Raw genomic sequence first — 15,138 nt, forward strand, 5'->3', positions numbered from 1 at the left:
TCGCGTGTGGCCCTGAATGTAGGCAGGTACATTACGGCTGTCAATAGAGTGCCGAATATCTGGGGGAGGGCTGCCATGCGGCCTCAATCGGTGATTCTCACCTTTCTCGGAGATCACGTATACGGCCGCGGGGTCTGCGTCGCGTCGAAAAGTTTCATCGAGGCGTTCGCCAGGGTGGGGATCTCCGAGGAGGCCACGCGCTCGACGCTGACGCGGATGGTCCGCCGCGGCCTGCTGCGCCGGCGCCGCTCGGGCCGCCGCATGTATTTCGGCCTCACCCCGGCCAGCGCCGAGGTGCTCAAGGACGGCGAGCGGCGCATCTGGCACAGCGGCGTGGTCAACGACGCGGGCGACGACCGCTGGACGCTGATCGGCTTCTCGCTGCCCGAGTCGTGGCAGCGGCAGCGTCATGAGCTGCGCTCGCGGCTGATCTGGGCCGGGTTCGGGCCGCTGCAGAACGGGCTCTGGATCGCTCCCGGCGAAGTGGACCCCGCTCAGGTGGTCGAGGATCTCGGCGCGAACGTGAAGGTCTTCTCCGCCGAGCCCAGACGCCCGACCGACATGCACACCCTGGTGAGCGACGCGTACGACCTGGAGGGCCTGGGCGATCGTTACCGGGAGTTCCTGAGCCGCTGGGACCAGGCCGATCCCGCGCCGGAGGCGCCCGACGACCTGGCCCGCTCGCTGATGTTGCTCACCGGCTGGCTGCAGATCATCAGGGCCGATCCGCGGCTCCCGCTGCGTTACCTGCCGCACGACTGGCCCGCGGAGAAGGCCCAGCGGGTCTGCCACGCGCTGCACGAGCGGTTCAGGGCGGAGGCGGTGACGGTCGCGGACGACCTCCTCGACACCGTCCCTGACGAAAGTTGGGCAGAACGGTGACAGCGATCTCGAAGTGGCCTAACTTGAGGGCTTGAGCGTCAAGGAGTGCCGATGCGGAATCAGGGGACGGGATCGTGGCCGGCACGCAGGGCGCGCATGACGCCCGAGCGGGTGGCGCTGAGCTACCGCGGGCGCGACCACACCTACCGGGACATGCGCGATCGCGCGTACCGGCTGGCTTCTGCGCTCGCCGGCCTCGACGTGCGGCGCGGCGACCGGGTCACCTTCCTGGGGGCCAACCAGCCCGCGATGGTGGAGACGTTCTTCGCCGCGGGGCTGCTGGGTGCGGTGTTCGTTCCGCTCAACACCCGGCTGGCCACGCCCGAGCTGCGCTACATCATCGAGGACGCCGGCGCGCGGGTCGTCGTGCTGGGCGAGGGGCAGGACGGCGCGGATCTCCCTGGCCGGCACATCGGGCCGGACGCGTACGACGACCTCCTGCGGAGCGGGTCGCCTGAACCCGTCGACGAGCCCGTGAGCCAGGACGACGTGTGCCTGATCATGTACACGTCGGGCACGACCGGCCGCCCCAAGGGGGCGATGCTCACCCACGGCAACCTGACGTGGAACACCGTCAACCTGCTGGTCGACGTGCCGCTCGCGCACGACGAGGTGACGCTGGTCAGCGCCCCCATGTTCCACATCGCGGCGCTGGCCCAGACGCTGATCCCGACCGTGCTCAAGGGCGGCAGGGCGATCCTGGAGCCGACGTTCGACGTGGAGCGCACGTTCGACCTGATCGAGTCGGAGCGGGTCACGGTGATGTTCGGGGTGCCGTCGATGTTCGGTTTCCTCGCGCGGTCGCCGCGCTGGGCGGAGGCCGACCTGTCGAGCCTGCGCCACCTGCTGTGCGGCGGCGCGCCGGTGCCCGAGCCGCTGATCAGGACCTATCAGGAGCGGGGGCTGACGTTCCTGCAGGGCTACGGCATGACCGAGACCGCGCCGGGCGCCCTCTTCCTGGGGGCCGAGCACTCGGTCGCCAAGGCGGGCACGGCCGGGGTGCCGTGCTTCTTCTCGGACGTCCGCCTGGTCGCGCCCGACGGCTCCGCGGCGGGCCCCGGCGAGCCGGGTGAGGTGTACGTCCAGGGCCCGAACGTGATGCCCGGCTACTGGGGGCGGCCCGAGGAGAGCGCGAAAGTGCTCTCGCCCGACGGCTGGTTCCGCTCCGGAGACATCGGCGTCGCCGACGAGGACGGCTACGTACGCATCTCCGACCGGCTCAACGACGTCATCATCTCCGGGGGCGAGAACGTCTACCCCGCCGAAGTGGAGAGCGTCCTGTACGGCCACGAGGCGATCGCCGAGTGCGCGGTGATCGGCGTGCCCGACGACAGGTGGGGCGAGGTCGGCAAGGCCCTGGTCGTGACGCGGCCGGGCACGAAGGCCGGCCCCGCCGAGCTGCTGGCGCACCTGGACGGGCGGCTGGCCCGCTTCAAAATCCCGAAATATCTAGAAATCGTCCCTGAACTCCCTAAAAATGCGGCGGGCAAGCTGCTCAAAGCCCCGCTGCGCACGCTCTACGGAGGCCCCGACCACGGCCCCCATCCGAGGAGATGATCAGCAGTGCGCACCACACCCCCTTTCCGCGCTGACCACGTCGGCAGCCTCCTGCGCCCGCCCGCGCTGCTCCGCGCCCGCGAGAGCCTCACCGGCGACGCGCTGCGCGAGGTCGAGGACGAGGCCATCAGAGAGGTGGTACGCCGCCAGGAGGAGACCGGGCTGCAGAGCGCGACGGACGGCGAGTTCAGGCGGGCCTCCTGGCACATGGACTTCATCTACCAGCTCGGCGGCATCGGCCAGGCCTCCGACGAGCACATCACGGTCCGCTTCCACAACGAGCAGGGCGACATCGAGTTCACCCCCGCGGCGCTGCGCGTGCACAACCGGATCAAGCTGAACGAGCCCGTCTTCGCCGACGACTTCACCTACCTGCGCGACACGCTCGCCGTCCGCGGCGCCGGCGTCGTGCCCAAGCTGACCATCCCCTCGCCCAGCATGGTCCACTACCGGGGCGGGCCCGCGGCCATCGACCCCGAGGTCTATCCGGACGTGGAGGAGTTCTGGAGCGACCTCAGCGCGGCCTACGCCGAGCAGGTGCGCAGGATCGGCGCGCTGGGCTGCACCTACCTGCAGTTCGACGACACCAGCCTGGCCTACCTCAACGACCCGGCCCAGCGGGCTGAGCTGGCCTCACGGGGCGACGACGCCGACCACATGCACCTGCGCTACATCCGGCAGATCAACGCCGCGCTCGCCGCCAAGCCCGGCGGCATGACGATCACGACGCACATGTGCCGCGGAAACTTCCGTTCCTCCTGGGCGGCGGAAGGCGGGTACGACTTCGTCGCCGAGGCGCTGTTCAGCGAGCTGAAGGTGGACGGGTTCTTCCTGGAGTACGACGACGAGCGGTCGGGCGGGTTCGAGCCGCTGCGGTTCGTGCCGCCGGGCAAGATGGTGGTGCTGGGGCTCGTCACCACCAAGTCGGGCGAGCTGGAGTCGAAGGACACGTTGAAGCGGCGCATCGACGAGGCCGCGAAGTTCGTCGACCTCGACCAGCTCTGTCTGTCGCCGCAGTGCGGGTTCTCCTCCACCGTCGAGGGCAACCAGCTCACGGCCGAGCAGCAGTTCGCCAAGCTCGCCCTGATCGTGGAGACCGCCCAGGAGATCTGGGGCTGAGCGTCAGGGCTCCTGGAGGGTCACGACCGTGCCCGTGTGCCGGGCCTGCTCCGCGGCCCACACCACGCGGTGCGTCATCAGGCTCTCGGCCGCGTCCGACCGGAGCAGGGTGGCGTCACCCGAGGCCACGGCGGCGAGGAAGGCGTCGGTGAGCCCTTCGTCGCCGCCTCCGTGCCCGTCGCCCGCCGACGGTCCCTCCGCGCCGCCGGCGGCGACGAGCTCCTCGGCGCCCGCGTGGAAGTGTGACAGGGAGCCGAACGACGAGCCCGGGCGGGCGGCCGTCCGAAGAGGTGCACCAGCCAGTCGATGTCGTGGCACGCCTTGGCCAGCAACATCGGCGCCGAGGTGTCCTGCCGCCGCCAGTGACCGCGGACGAACGAGTGCGCCTGGTGCCACCAGCCCACGGGCTCCAGGTGCTGGACGCTGACGAGCCGCCCGATCCTGCCCGCGTCCACCAGCTCCTTCACCAGGCGCGTGTACGGCGTGTACCGCAGCACGTGGCAGACGGCGAGCAGGATGCGGTTGCGCCGGGCCGCTTCGGCGATCATGGCCGCCTCCGGCTCGCTCGTGGCCATCGGCTTCTCCAGGAGAATGTGGTAACCGAGGTCCGCCAGCGTCACCGCGGGCTCGGCGTGCAGCCAGTCGTGGGTGGCGATGACGGCCGCGTCGGCGACCCGCCCGCCAGCCGCGAGCTCCTTCCAGCCGGCGTGCGCCCGCTCCGGCGCGATACCGAACTCCTCGACGAAGAGGGCGCGCCGGAGCGGGTCGGGATCCGCCACCGCCACCACCCGCCCGGCGCCCGTGGCGTGCGCGCGGCGCGCGTAGGTCAGCCCTCGCAGGCCGCCGCCGACGACGGCTAGAGTCACCTCAGTCATGGAACCTCCCCCGAAGAAATATCATGGAGAGCATCATTATTCGGTCTGGGAAAGCGGACAGCAAGGGGGGCCGATGGCCGGCGAACTGAGCGGTGGTGACCTGTCGCGGCTCAGGCAGCTCAACGCGCTCGCCGTGATCAAGGCGCTGCAGGGCGGGCCGTCGCTCACGCTCACCGAGGTCGCCAAGCGCACGGGCCTGTCCCGCGCGTCCACCGAGGACGTGGTGCGCGAACTGCTGCACAAGGGCTGGGTCGCCGAGGCGGGCGCCACCGCGGGCGGCGTGGGCCGCCCGGCCAGGCGCTACCGCTTCCGGGCCGAGGCGGGGCGGGTGCTCGGCATCGACATCGGCGGCCACAAGATCCGCGCGGTCGTCGCCGACCTGGACGGCGCCGTGCTGCACAGCGCCCGCGTGCCCGTCACGCCCGAGATGGGCCGGGTCGAGCGGCTGGAGGCGGTCGACCGGGCCGCGGCGGAGTGCCTGGAAGGGGCGGGCCTGTCCGGCGGCGACGTGTGGGCCTCGGGCGTCGGCACGACCGGCCTGGTCGACGGCGCGGGCCGGGTGATGCTCTCGGAGGCGCTGCCCGAGTGGACCGGCGTCGACCTGGCCGCGCACGTGCGCCGGATGGCCCCCGGCCCCGTGCTGGTGGAGAACGACAGCAAGCTCGCCGCGCTGGCCGAGTGCTGGCGCGGCGTGGCCCGCTACGCCAAGGACATGGTGTTCCTGCTGGCCGGGCTCCGCACCGGCGCTGGCCTGGTCATCGACGGGAAGCTGCACAGGGGGTTCGCCAACGCCTCGGGCGAGATCGGCGCGCTGCCGGTGCTCGGCTGGATCCGCGCCCAGGAGCATCTGAGCGCCGCCAGCGGTGAGGCGGGCGACGTGTTCGCCGCCGCGCGGGCCGGCGACAAGGCCGCCGCCGCGGCCGTCCGCCGCTACGTCAAGGACCTTGCGCTCGGCGCCTCCGCGCTGGTGCTGGCGCTCGACCCGCAGATGGTCGTGATCGGCGGGGGCTTCTCGCGCTCGGCCGACGTGCTCATCGAGCCGCTCAGGCGCGAGCTCGACCGCTGGTGCATCCGCACGCCCGAGGTGCGCATGTCGGCGCTCGGCGGCGAGGGCGTGGTCCTCGGCGCCGTACGCCTGGCGCTCGACGACGTCGAGGAGCGTGTGCTCGACGGCCGCACCCCGCTCGTGAGCCATCTGTAACACGCTGACTCTTAAAGAAATTTCACTGGACTCCATCATTACTACCACGTTCTAGGAGAGGACCGGGATGATGTGGAAGTCGGCACGAGGCGGTGCCGCGCTCCTCTGCGCGGCGCTGCTCGCCTCCGCGTGCGGGGGCGGTGACCAGGCCAGCACGGGCGCGCAGGACGACAAGGTGACGCTGTCCTACGGCGTCTGGGACGCCACCCAGCAGGCCGTGATGCAGGAGCTGGCCGCGGAGTTCACCAGGACCCACCCGAACACCGCCATCAACGTCCAGCTCACCCCGTGGGCCGACTACTGGACGAAGCTCAAGGCCGCGGTCAGCGCGGCTCGGCGCCCGACGTCTTCTGGATGAACGGCCCCAACTTCCAGCTCTACGCCTCCAACGGCGTCATGAAGCCGATCGAGGAGCAGGTCGACACGTCGGTCTACCCCAAGCAGCTCGTCGACCTCTACACTTACGAGGGCAAGCTGTACGGCCTGCCGAAGGACATGGACACGGTCGGCGTCTGGTACAACAAGACGCTCTTCGGCGCGGCGAAGGTGAAACATCCGGCCGACGACTGGACCTGGGCCGACTTCAAGGAGGCCGCCGCCGAGCTCACCGACCCCGCCAAGGGCGTCTACGCCGTCGGCGCGCAGCTCACCAGCTTCCAGGAATACCAGTACAACACCATCTACCAGGCCGGCGGCCACGTCATCTCCCCGGACGGCAAGAAGTCCGGCTACGACGACCCCAAGACGATCGAAGGGCTGAGGTTCTGGACCGACCTCATCGCCGCCAAGCAGTCACCCGACCTCAAGACCATGACCGACACCGCCCCGCTCCAGCTCTTCGAGGCCGGCAAGCTGGCGATGTACTGGGGCGGGTCGTGGGACGTCGCCGAGTTCACCGCCAACGACTACACCAAGGACAAGGTCGACGTCGCCCCGCTGCCGAAGGGCGAGAAGCAGGCCACGATCATCCACGGCGTCGCCAATGTCATGTCGGCCAAGACCGAGCACCCCGCCGAGGCGTGGGAGTTCGTCAAGTTCCTCGGCTCCAAGCCGGCCGCCGACCTGCTCGGCAAGAAGGGCCCGATCCCGGCCTACAACGGCACCCAGAGCGACTGGGTGGCCGCGCATCCCGAGCTGAAGCTGCAGGTCTTCCTCGACGCCGTCGCGTACGCGGTGCCGTACCCGGTCTCCAAGAACACCGCCGCCTGGCAGGAGGCGGAGCTCGCCCACCTCACCAAGGCGTGGACCGGTCAGGTGCTGTTCTGCTCGATGGCCGCCTACGCCTTCGCCCGGCTCCGCTTCCCGGGCAGGAACGTGTTGTTCGGCGTGTTCCTGTCGGTGCTCATGGTCCCGCCGCAGCTGTTCGTGATCCCGCAGTACCAGATCATGTCGTCGCTCGGCTGGCTCAACAGCCTCCAGGCGATCATCGTGCCGGGGCTGTTCAGCGCGTTCGGGGTGTTCCTGCTGCGGCAGTTCTTCCTCGGGCTGCCGCGCGAGCTGGAGGAGGCGGCCAGGCTCGACGGCGCGGGCCCGGTCCGGATCTACTGGTCGGTCATGTTGCCGCTGGCCAGGCCGGGGCTGGTCGCGCTGGCCATCCTCACCCTGCTCTGGGCGTGGAACGACCTGTTCTGGCCGCTGGTGGTCAACACCGACCCCGACAAGATGACGTTGTCGGCCGGGCTAGCCGCGCTCCAGGGCCAGTACCAGACCGACTACCCCGTCCTCATGGCCGGCTCGCTGATCGCCTCGCTCCCTGTGATCGCCGTCTTCGTGTTCCTGCAGAGGCAGTTCGTCCAGGGCATCGCGCACACGGGCACCAAGGGCTGAGGAGGGCCCGGGCGCTCCTCAGCTACTGCATGACGATCGTGGTGAGCGTCCTCGGCGGCAGCGTCACCGTACGGCCGCGCACCGGCGACGGCGCGAGCGAGTGGGCGCCGTCGGTGAGGTAGGCGGTCGCCCTGCCGCGCACGCCCTTCCACGTGACGGGGGCGGTTCCCGTGTTGAGCGCCACCACGACGCGGGAGCCGTCGCGGTTGCGGAACGCCGAGACCTTCACCGCCTGATCGGCCGCCGACGCCTCCAGCCGCACCGCGCCGGGCCTGATGAACCTGCTGTACGCGGCCAGCGCCCACAGCCGCTTCGACACGTGGTACGTCCCCGCCGCATCGTCGATCTGCAGCAGCGCCCGCGTCGCCCCGCGCGAGCCGCCCAGCCAGTAGACGTAGGCGCTGACGCCGCCCAGGGTGAGGGCGTCGTGCACGGCCTCGGCGATGGCGAAGCCGTCGTAGCCGCTGCCGTCGTCCCAGTTCTCGTTCCAGGTGTCGCCGCTGGAATTCCACTCCGACATCCACGTCTTCCTGCCCGTCGGCAGCGGGCCGTCCACGGGGCTGGCGTAGGTGTGGCCGGTGTGGGTCTTCACCCAGCGGCGGGCCTCGGGGTCGGCCTCGATCGCGGCGGTGTACGCCTTGGCCTCCGTCCAGCCGAACGAGTCGCAGCAGGCCACCTTCACGCCCTTGGCGACCGGCCCGAGCACCTTGACGAACTCGGCGGCCTGCTCGGGGGTGAAGCGCATGGAGGCGTACGTGGCCGTGTAGTCGGGTTCGTTCGTGAAGCCCAGGTCGGTGATCCTGATGCCTTCCTTGGCGTAGAACTTCGTGTAGGCCACCAGGTAGTTCGCATAAGCCCGGCGCCACTCGGGCTTGAGCGCGCCGCCGTTCTTGTCGTCGCCGTTGTCCTTCATGTAGCCGGGCGCGCTCCAGGCGTCGGCGAAGAACCGCCGCACGCCGTACGCCCTGGCCTCCTTGGCCACCCACACCTGGCTGTTGTCGTCGCCGTCCCAGACGTACTTGGGCGGGGCGTCGGGGCCGCCCGGATCCTCGGGCTGGATGGACACCATGTGGTCGTACGGGCTGCCTGCGGGCGAGGAGCCGATGCCGAGCCGCAGGATGCTGAGTCCGGCGCCCTTGCCCTGGTGGAACCACAGGTCGAGGATCTCCCGCTGCCGGGTCCGCGGCAGCGCCTTGAGCAGTTCGTTGCGCCGGAACGCCTGGGAGATGCCGAAGCCGTCGATCTCCTGGTGCCGGACGCGCTCGTTGACGGTGAGGGCGGGCGGAGCGGCAAGGTGCGCCGGGTGCGCCGGATGCACGGCGGGGAGGCCGAGCAAGGTGACCGCGACGACTGCTCGTAACATGGCGCCCCTTCGCGAAAATTTCGGATGTGGATCGATATGTTTCGTTGCTCGCCGTGACCGTAAGCGCCCGGAGGGGGACTCGTCAATAGGTGGTTGGTTGGGCGTTTTTCTGGATATATCGATAAATCATGGTGAGTGTCAGATTTGATCCGGCTTCCAGGGGGTCAGATCATATTTCTTTGCTATTGAGCGCCACATCTCGGAAAAGCGGACTTTTGCCGCCTGTGCGGCGCCGGATCTGTCGATGCCGCGGCGGAAGTCGCGGTCGCCGGCGGTGGATCCCGTGCAATTCCCGCCGCTCTGCCGCCGCGCCCAGGCGAGGAACGCGGCGTCGGCTTCGTACGAGGCACGGAGCGCGTCGACGAGGGCGTCCTTGAGCTCCGTGCCGCCCGCGAGCGCCGTCACATCGAGCGCGCGGGCGTCGGTGAGCTGCTCGTGCCGGCGGTCGGTGATGTCCTGGATGGTGTCGCGTCCGTGACGCTCGCACCTCCGCGCGCGCTCGATGGCGTCGGAGAGGCTGGAACGGGCGGAACTGCTGCTGGACAGCAGGTCGCTGACGGCCTCGGCCTGCTGCTCCGCTGATGCATCCGGCGAGGTCGCGCCCGGTGACGGGGTGGGCTCGCCCGGCGACGAGGCGGGTGTGGTCTCGCCGGAGGCCGATGGAGGCGCGTCGCCCCCGGGCGCGGACGCCCCGGCCTCTCCCGCGCCCGCGGACTCGGCGGGCGCCGGGGCGCGGCCGGCGACGGCCCACCAGGTCACGGCGATCACCAGAACGGCGGCCAGGCCGGTGAGCAGGGGCATCCGCCGCCAGAGCGGCGCGCGCCGCCGCGGACGGGAAGGCCCGGAGCGGTGCGCGGCCGGCGAGGCCGTGCCGGGGGAGCAGAGCCGGGCCCGGCAGCGCGGGCACTGGAGCAGGCCGCCGACGTCGGACCCGCATCGTCCGCACAGACGGCTGGAGCCGGGGTCGTGGGTCAACGCGTCCTCCCGCATCATTCATCAATTCCGGCGAAATGCTGCATTTTTCCCGCGCCATTTTGCGCGCACTTTGCTGACACCGAGACTATGTGAATAAGCTTCCCTGAGGTCGGTTCCGAAACGTAAAAGGAAGGCGGAACACATGGCCGTCGACAGCTCGTCAGCGAGGTCCCGGCGCGGCGCGGACTCATCATCGGGCCCGCCGCCCGTCAGCAACGCCACGCGCTACCTCTGCGCCGCCGCCTACCTCGACCTCGGTTTCCGTGACCGGGTGCTCGACGAGTTGCTGTTCGATCCCTATCGCGCGGTCCCGCCCTCCTATGGCGGGTTCGACCTCATGCCGGTGCTCCACCACTGCCGGCGCGCTCGCGCGATCCTCACCGTCCGCGACGTGCTGATCACGTTGCTCTTCGCCGTCGGCCTGCTGCTCACCCCGGTCACCACGATCATGTGGATGCTCGTCCTCGTCCCCTTCGTCCTGCTCACCGTCGACAGCGTCCGCCGCGCGCCGCTGCGCGTGCGGGCGACGATCCTGCTCGTGGGGGCCCTCCTCATCCTGTGGCCCTTCGCGTACGGGCTGGCCCCGATGCTGGACGACCTGACCGGCTCAGGGTCGTCCTACGACAGCTCCTACGAGCCGGAGTCCTCTCTTGGCGGCAGCGGCGGGAGCACGCTGGTCGAGATCCTGTTCATCCCGGCCGCCACGCTCACCATCGTCGTGGTCTACCGCGTGGCGATCTACCTCACGCTCGCCGGCACGCTCAGGCCGGGCACGCCCGAGCCGGTCACCGGGGTCACCCATCCCAAGACGGCCCGCCGCCTCGACTACATCCGCAGGGCCCAGTGGGGCAACGTGACGATGTACGCCAACGAGGACGCGTTCATGGGCGCCGGGTCCATCGAGCGCAGCTGGTCGATCGCCGTCGAGCTCGACCGCGTCCGCCACGACCACGTGAGCAGGCGGCGCAACGACCCCGTCGACATCGACCCGGTGGAGCTGCACACGTTCGTCCGCGAGCGGCTCAAGGACATGCGCGACCGCGTCCTGCGGCCCAACGAGGGCATCCAGCGCCTCGACATCGGCGACCACGTGGTGACCAGGGGCATCTTCACCGTCAGCGACTGGCACGGTGACCGCGCCAGGACGGCGCACCCGATGATCGGCCAGCACGGCCTGCCGAAATGCGACGTCACGCCTGAGGAGATCGAGGCCATCATCCGCCACCCCCAGGGTGGCGTGCGCTACTACCAGCGGCTCACCATCAACAACGACGGCCAGGAGATCCGTGACCCCAGCGGCAACCTCGTCGCCCCCGCGGAAGACCAGGAGGCGCTGACGTCCGCCTTCATCTACCTCGCGGTCGAGGGACGGATGCTCTACACCCAGTTCGTGGTCACCGTGCTGCCGCCGGCCCTCGGCGCCTACCACGTGGTCGATCAGCTGCCGACGATGACCGGCGTGCGGATCGCGTGGGAGGCGGTCAAGATGTTCAAGCTGCGGCTGCTGCGCGACGTGCTGGCCGCCCCCGCGCGGGTCGCCCGCACCGCGGTGCAGGCCGTGCGCCAGAGCCTGATGGCGCCCGACCCGCGCAAGCACATCGTCTACCCGTACGGCGCCCGTTTCAGCGTCCGCGAGCTCGGGGCGAGCGAAGACCTGCAGACCCACATCCAGGTGCTCGACGTCGCGAAATACACCCGGATGATCGAGCAGCGGCTCACCGAGGCCGTCCTCGACTACCTGGAGGATCACGAGGTCGACACGGGGACCTACCGGTTGCAGGCGGCCAGCGTGACCATGAACACCGTGTCCGTGGGCGCGGGCGGCTCGGTCAGCGGCCCCATCGCCTTCGGCCGTCAAGCGTCGGCGACCGTCCACAACGGCGCGCGGCCGGGCGCGTGACGAGCGAGGAGGGGCACATGGGCGACGAATACGGCGTGCACGTCAGCGGCGGCGGCCGGATCAGCGGGCCGATCGCGATGGGTGCCCACGCCCGCGCGGTGGTCGTCAAGGGCGGTGGTCCGGCGGGCGCGGAGGCGCTCCTGGAGCGACTGGAGCGCCTGCTCGCGGCGCACGAGACCGACCTCGCCGAGCCCGCGCGGGCGCGCAGAGACGCGGGTGACATCCGGCAGGAGCTGGTGGAGACCGAGCCCGACCGTTCGCGCATCCTCGACGCGCTCAGCCGGCTCTCCGCCCGCGCCGCCGAGGTGGCCCCGATCGTCGAGGTCGTCTCGCAACTCCGCGCCCTCTTCCCCTGACGCCCTGACCCGCCCATCGACCGCCCGGCCGCTCCCTGGCCGCCCGCCCATCGACCCGCCGCTCCCTGGCCGCCCACCCATGGCCGCCCGGTCGTTTCCCGTCCCGCTCATCGGGCGGCTGGGCGCTTGTCCGTCGCGTTCGTCGGGCGGCTGGGCGCTTGTCCGTCGCGTTCATCGGGCGGCCGGGCGCCTGCCAGTGGTGGAAGGCTGGTCAGCGATGGTCGGCCACTCAGTGGTGACGGCGGCACCGTGGAACGGCTGCTCGGCGGTGTCAGTGGTTCAGCGGTGTGGCGGGGTGGTGGACGGCCGCTCAGCGGTAGACGGCGACGGCGGCCTCACCGACGAGCGCGTCGACCACCGCGACCACCTCGCCGACCACGGGGGAGCTCTCGCGGGCGATCTCGCGCAGGCGGCCGACCAGCCGGGCGCTCGGCTGGTCCAGATAGAGCTCCTGCTCCAGCCGCAGCACGGCCACCAGCCCGCACAGCCCGGCGCACCGCGCGTCCGGCCGTTTCCAGCCCTCGACCGCCGATCGCGCCCCCGCGGAGGCCCGCACGACCGAGGCGATGTCGGCGGGCTCGTACCGTGTGTACGGCAGCACGCCCAGACGGCGCCCGCTCACCTGGACCAGCACGCCCGAGGTGAGCAGCGCCTCCCGGGTGCGGTCGTGGATGCCGTCCGCCGTCTTCTTGAGCAGATACCTGAGCTCCCTGCCCGCGTGGTGACGCAGAAGGAGGGAGACCAGGTCGTCGGCGATCGCGTCGCCGGTGGGAGCGCGCCGGGTGGCGGCGGCCTGGCCCTTGGCGACTTCGATGCGTCCGCCGAGCGCGAGGTCGAGCAGCACGGCGCCGGCCAGCCCGAGTGACATCGACGACGGATGGACCCGGGGCCTGCCCGACTGGTCGTGGGCGATGAGATACAGGTCCTGGTGGAGGGGCAGCGAGTTCATGGAGCGGAGGTCCTCGCCGACCTTCGTCCAGCCTCGGAGGGCATGCCGTCCAGGGCCGGCCGGCGGCCCAGGGCGTAGAGGACGGCCAGTGCCACGGCGCCGGCGCCCAGCCAGGCGAGGCCCACCGTCTGGGCGAGGACGTTGGCGTTGATCACCACGAAGACCAGGATGCCCATGCCGATCAGCGGCGCGACGAGGTGCGACCACAGTTTGTCGGAGCCGCGGCGCAGCGCGTAGTGCACGATCACCGACAGGTGCAGGACGATGAAGGCGGCCATGGCGCCCATGTTGATCAGGCTGGTGAGGAGGTCGACGCCGTCGGAGCGGCTGCACATCCACAGGCCGATGCCCACGGACACCAGGGAGACGAGGACGATGGCGTTGGCCGGCACCGAGTGCCTGACCGACACCTTGGCGAGGAACGACGGGAGTTGCCGGTCGCGCGCCATCGCGTAGAGCAGGCGCGACACCGCGACCTGGGCGACCATGGTGTTGGCCACGCCCCAGGAGAGCGCGGTGGCCGTCAGGGTGACGTGCCTGAGCCATTCCCCGCCCGCCACGGCGGCGGCGTCGTAGAACGCGGTGCCGCTGTCCTTGCCCAGCAGCCCGCCGGGGTCGGGCACCAGCAGGGAGGCGACCCAGACCTGGGTGACGAAGAGCAGACCTGCGAGCAGCAGCGCCACCCGCATCGCCCTGCCAACCTGGGCCGAGCCGCCGGTGGACTCCTCGACGAGCATGCTGATGCCGTCGAAGCCGATGAACGACAGGACCGCCACGGAGACCGCGGCGAACATCACCGGCCAGGAGAAGGTCTCCAGGTTGAACAGCGGTGAGAGGCTGAACCCGTGGCCCCTGCCCTGGAGCAGCGCCCAGAGGCCCACCAGGAGGAACAGCCCCAGGACGAGCAGCTCGAAACCGATCATCATGCGGGTGAGCCGGATCGTCATGCGGATGCCGCGCAGGTTGATCCCGGTGTTCACGGCCACGAAGACGATCAGCCAGGCCCAGACGGGAACGTCCGGCACGAGGCCGTGCATGGCGAGCGAGGCCACCAGATAGAGCAGGCAGGGAACGAGGATGTAGTCGAGCAGGACCATCCATCCGGTCATGAACCCGACCGGCGGGGCGATGCCGCGCCCGGCGTAGTTGTAGACGGAGCCCGAGAGGGGGAACGCCTTGACCATCTGCGCGTACGAGGCGGCGGTGAAGAGGAGCGCGATCATTCCGACGAGGTACGCCAACACCGGCATGCCGCCGGAGCGGGAATAGACCAGGCCGAAGATCGCGAAGGGGGCGATCGGCACCATGAAGGCCAGGCCGTAGGACACGAGGTCGGTCAACCCGACCCCGCGGCGTAACTCCTGCCGGTATCCGAACTGCTCGATGTTCTCTGAAGCGCGCACGACAAGCCTCTCCGTGTCGTCATGCAGGGTGGGGGATCCAGTCCGGCGATCCTCGCGTAGCCCGGTGCCGGGTCGCAAGAGTGATCACGGTGAAGTGCCACATGGCAGTGCCGGCGCGCTTCAGTCGTCGTCGTGGCGGCTCTTCTTACCAGGCGAATGTCCGTCGTGGCGGCTCTTCTTACTGGGAGAGTGCCCGTCGTGGCGGCTCTTCTTGCCGGAGGAGTGTCCGCCGTGGATCATGCCGGGGCGCAACGGCGGGGCCTGGCCGTAGCCGATGGCGCCCATCATGCCCTGCTCCTGGTGGTACAGGTTGTGGCAGTGGAACATCCACTCGCCGGGGTTGTCGGCGTGCACGTCGATGTGGAGGCGCTCGCGCGGCTTGATGTTCACGGTGTCCTTGCGCGGCCCGTACCGTCTGCGGGCGCGCAGTTGGAAGGTGTGGCCGTGCAGGTGCATCGGGTGCCACATGGGCGACTGGTTGTCCAGGACGATCCTGAGCGTCTCGCCCGGTTCGACGCGCAGCCGCAGCGGGTCGCTGGCGAGCCGGTCGTTGAGCGTCCACTCGTTGCCCGACTCGCGCATGCCGAGCGTCACGGCGACGGCTCTGGTCGGGATGGGGAGGTGGTCGGCGGGCCGGGCGTCCAGGTCCTGATATCTCAGCATCCGTCGCTTGAGCTCCGGCACCTTGACCCGCGGCGGCTGCGCGTCGAACCGGGCGAGACGCTCAGGAT

At 70.3% G+C, this 15,138-nt stretch carries 14 protein-coding genes; 8 read left to right on the forward strand and 6 right to left on the reverse strand.

Annotation, left to right across the window (positions count from 1 at the left end; translation table 11 throughout):
- Positions 1-75: 75 nt before the first annotated feature.
- Genes E1294_RS37935 through E1294_RS37945 form a run of 3 tightly spaced genes read left to right on the forward strand, consistent with a single transcriptional unit; the run spans position 76 to position 3,558 of the window.
- Positions 76-882 (forward strand): PaaX family transcriptional regulator, encoded by an 807-nt coding sequence (locus E1294_RS37935; protein ID WP_132515806.1) that lies wholly within the window; start codon positions 76-78, stop codon positions 880-882.
- Positions 883-933: 51 nt separating this feature from the next.
- On the forward strand, positions 934-2,439 hold the full coding sequence (locus E1294_RS37940) for an acyl-CoA synthetase (protein ID WP_132515807.1): 1,506 nt from the start codon (positions 934-936) through the stop codon (positions 2,437-2,439).
- 6 nt (positions 2,440-2,445) lie between these two features.
- Positions 2,446-3,558: a 5-methyltetrahydropteroyltriglutamate--homocysteine S-methyltransferase gene (locus tag E1294_RS37945; RefSeq protein WP_132515808.1), complete on the forward strand. Its 1,113-nt coding sequence runs from the start codon at positions 2,446-2,448 to the stop codon at positions 3,556-3,558.
- A 77-nt stretch (positions 3,559-3,635) separates the two neighbouring features.
- On the opposite strand, the gene E1294_RS37950 is transcribed toward E1294_RS37945, so the two are convergent.
- The gene (locus tag E1294_RS37950) at positions 3,636-4,433 is read right to left on the reverse strand and encodes a Gfo/Idh/MocA family protein (protein WP_246083587.1); all 798 of its coding nucleotides are present in this window, start codon (positions 4,431-4,433) and stop codon (positions 3,636-3,638) included.
- 73 nt (positions 4,434-4,506) lie between these two features.
- Between E1294_RS37950 and E1294_RS37955 the strand changes: the two genes are divergently transcribed.
- The 3 genes from E1294_RS37955 to E1294_RS54190 all read left to right on the forward strand — a co-directional run bounded on the left by E1294_RS37955 (position 4,507) and on the right by E1294_RS54190 (position 7,461).
- Positions 4,507-5,634 (forward strand): ROK family transcriptional regulator, encoded by a 1,128-nt coding sequence (locus tag E1294_RS37955; RefSeq protein ID WP_132515809.1) that lies wholly within the window; start codon positions 4,507-4,509, stop codon positions 5,632-5,634.
- 67 nt (positions 5,635-5,701) lie between these two features.
- Positions 5,702-5,992: an extracellular solute-binding protein gene (locus E1294_RS54925; RefSeq protein WP_165977689.1), complete on the forward strand. Its 291-nt coding sequence runs from the start codon at positions 5,702-5,704 to the stop codon at positions 5,990-5,992.
- The gene (locus E1294_RS54190; protein WP_246083588.1) at positions 5,989-7,461 is read left to right on the forward strand and encodes an extracellular solute-binding protein; all 1,473 of its coding nucleotides are present in this window, start codon (positions 5,989-5,991) and stop codon (positions 7,459-7,461) included. Before E1294_RS54925 ends, E1294_RS54190 begins: the two co-directional genes overlap by 4 nt.
- Before the next feature lie 22 nt (positions 7,462-7,483).
- On the opposite strand, the gene E1294_RS37965 is transcribed toward E1294_RS54190, so the two are convergent.
- Positions 7,484-8,824 carry a glycoside hydrolase family 30 protein gene (locus E1294_RS37965; protein WP_132515810.1) on the reverse strand — a complete coding sequence of 447 codons (1,341 nt, stop codon included), beginning with the start codon at positions 8,822-8,824 and terminating at the stop codon, positions 7,484-7,486.
- Between the two features lie 138 nt (positions 8,825-8,962).
- A complete protein-coding gene (locus E1294_RS37970) occupies positions 8,963-9,817 on the reverse strand; it encodes a hypothetical protein (RefSeq protein ID WP_132515811.1) in 855 nt (284 codons plus the stop codon).
- Between the two features lie 124 nt (positions 9,818-9,941).
- On the opposite strand from E1294_RS37970, the gene E1294_RS37975 reads away from it, so the two are divergent.
- Positions 9,942-11,699: a hypothetical protein gene (locus E1294_RS37975; RefSeq protein ID WP_132515812.1), complete on the forward strand. Its 1,758-nt coding sequence runs from the start codon at positions 9,942-9,944 to the stop codon at positions 11,697-11,699.
- 17 nt (positions 11,700-11,716) lie between these two features.
- Positions 11,717-12,055 carry a hypothetical protein gene (locus tag E1294_RS37980; RefSeq protein ID WP_132515813.1) on the forward strand — a complete coding sequence of 113 codons (339 nt, stop codon included), beginning with the start codon at positions 11,717-11,719 and terminating at the stop codon, positions 12,053-12,055.
- Between the two features lie 310 nt (positions 12,056-12,365).
- Here E1294_RS37980 and E1294_RS37985 read toward each other — a convergent pair whose 3' ends face one another.
- From E1294_RS37985 to E1294_RS37995, 3 genes are all read right to left on the reverse strand, one after another.
- On the reverse strand, positions 12,366-13,004 hold the full coding sequence (locus E1294_RS37985) for a GOLPH3/VPS74 family protein (protein ID WP_132515814.1): 639 nt from the start codon (positions 13,002-13,004) through the stop codon (positions 12,366-12,368).
- A complete protein-coding gene (locus tag E1294_RS37990) occupies positions 13,001-14,407 on the reverse strand; it encodes an APC family permease (protein WP_246083589.1) in 1,407 nt (468 codons plus the stop codon). The genes E1294_RS37985 and E1294_RS37990 overlap by 4 nt, the downstream gene beginning before the upstream one ends.
- A 120-nt stretch (positions 14,408-14,527) precedes the next feature.
- The coding region (locus E1294_RS37995; protein WP_165977691.1) for a multicopper oxidase domain-containing protein at positions 14,528-15,138 on the reverse strand (611 nt) is incomplete at its 5' end.

This window comes from Nonomuraea diastatica (genome assembly GCF_004349015.1).
GTDB classification, from domain to species: Bacteria; Actinomycetota; Actinomycetes; order Streptosporangiales; family Streptosporangiaceae; genus Nonomuraea; species Nonomuraea diastatica.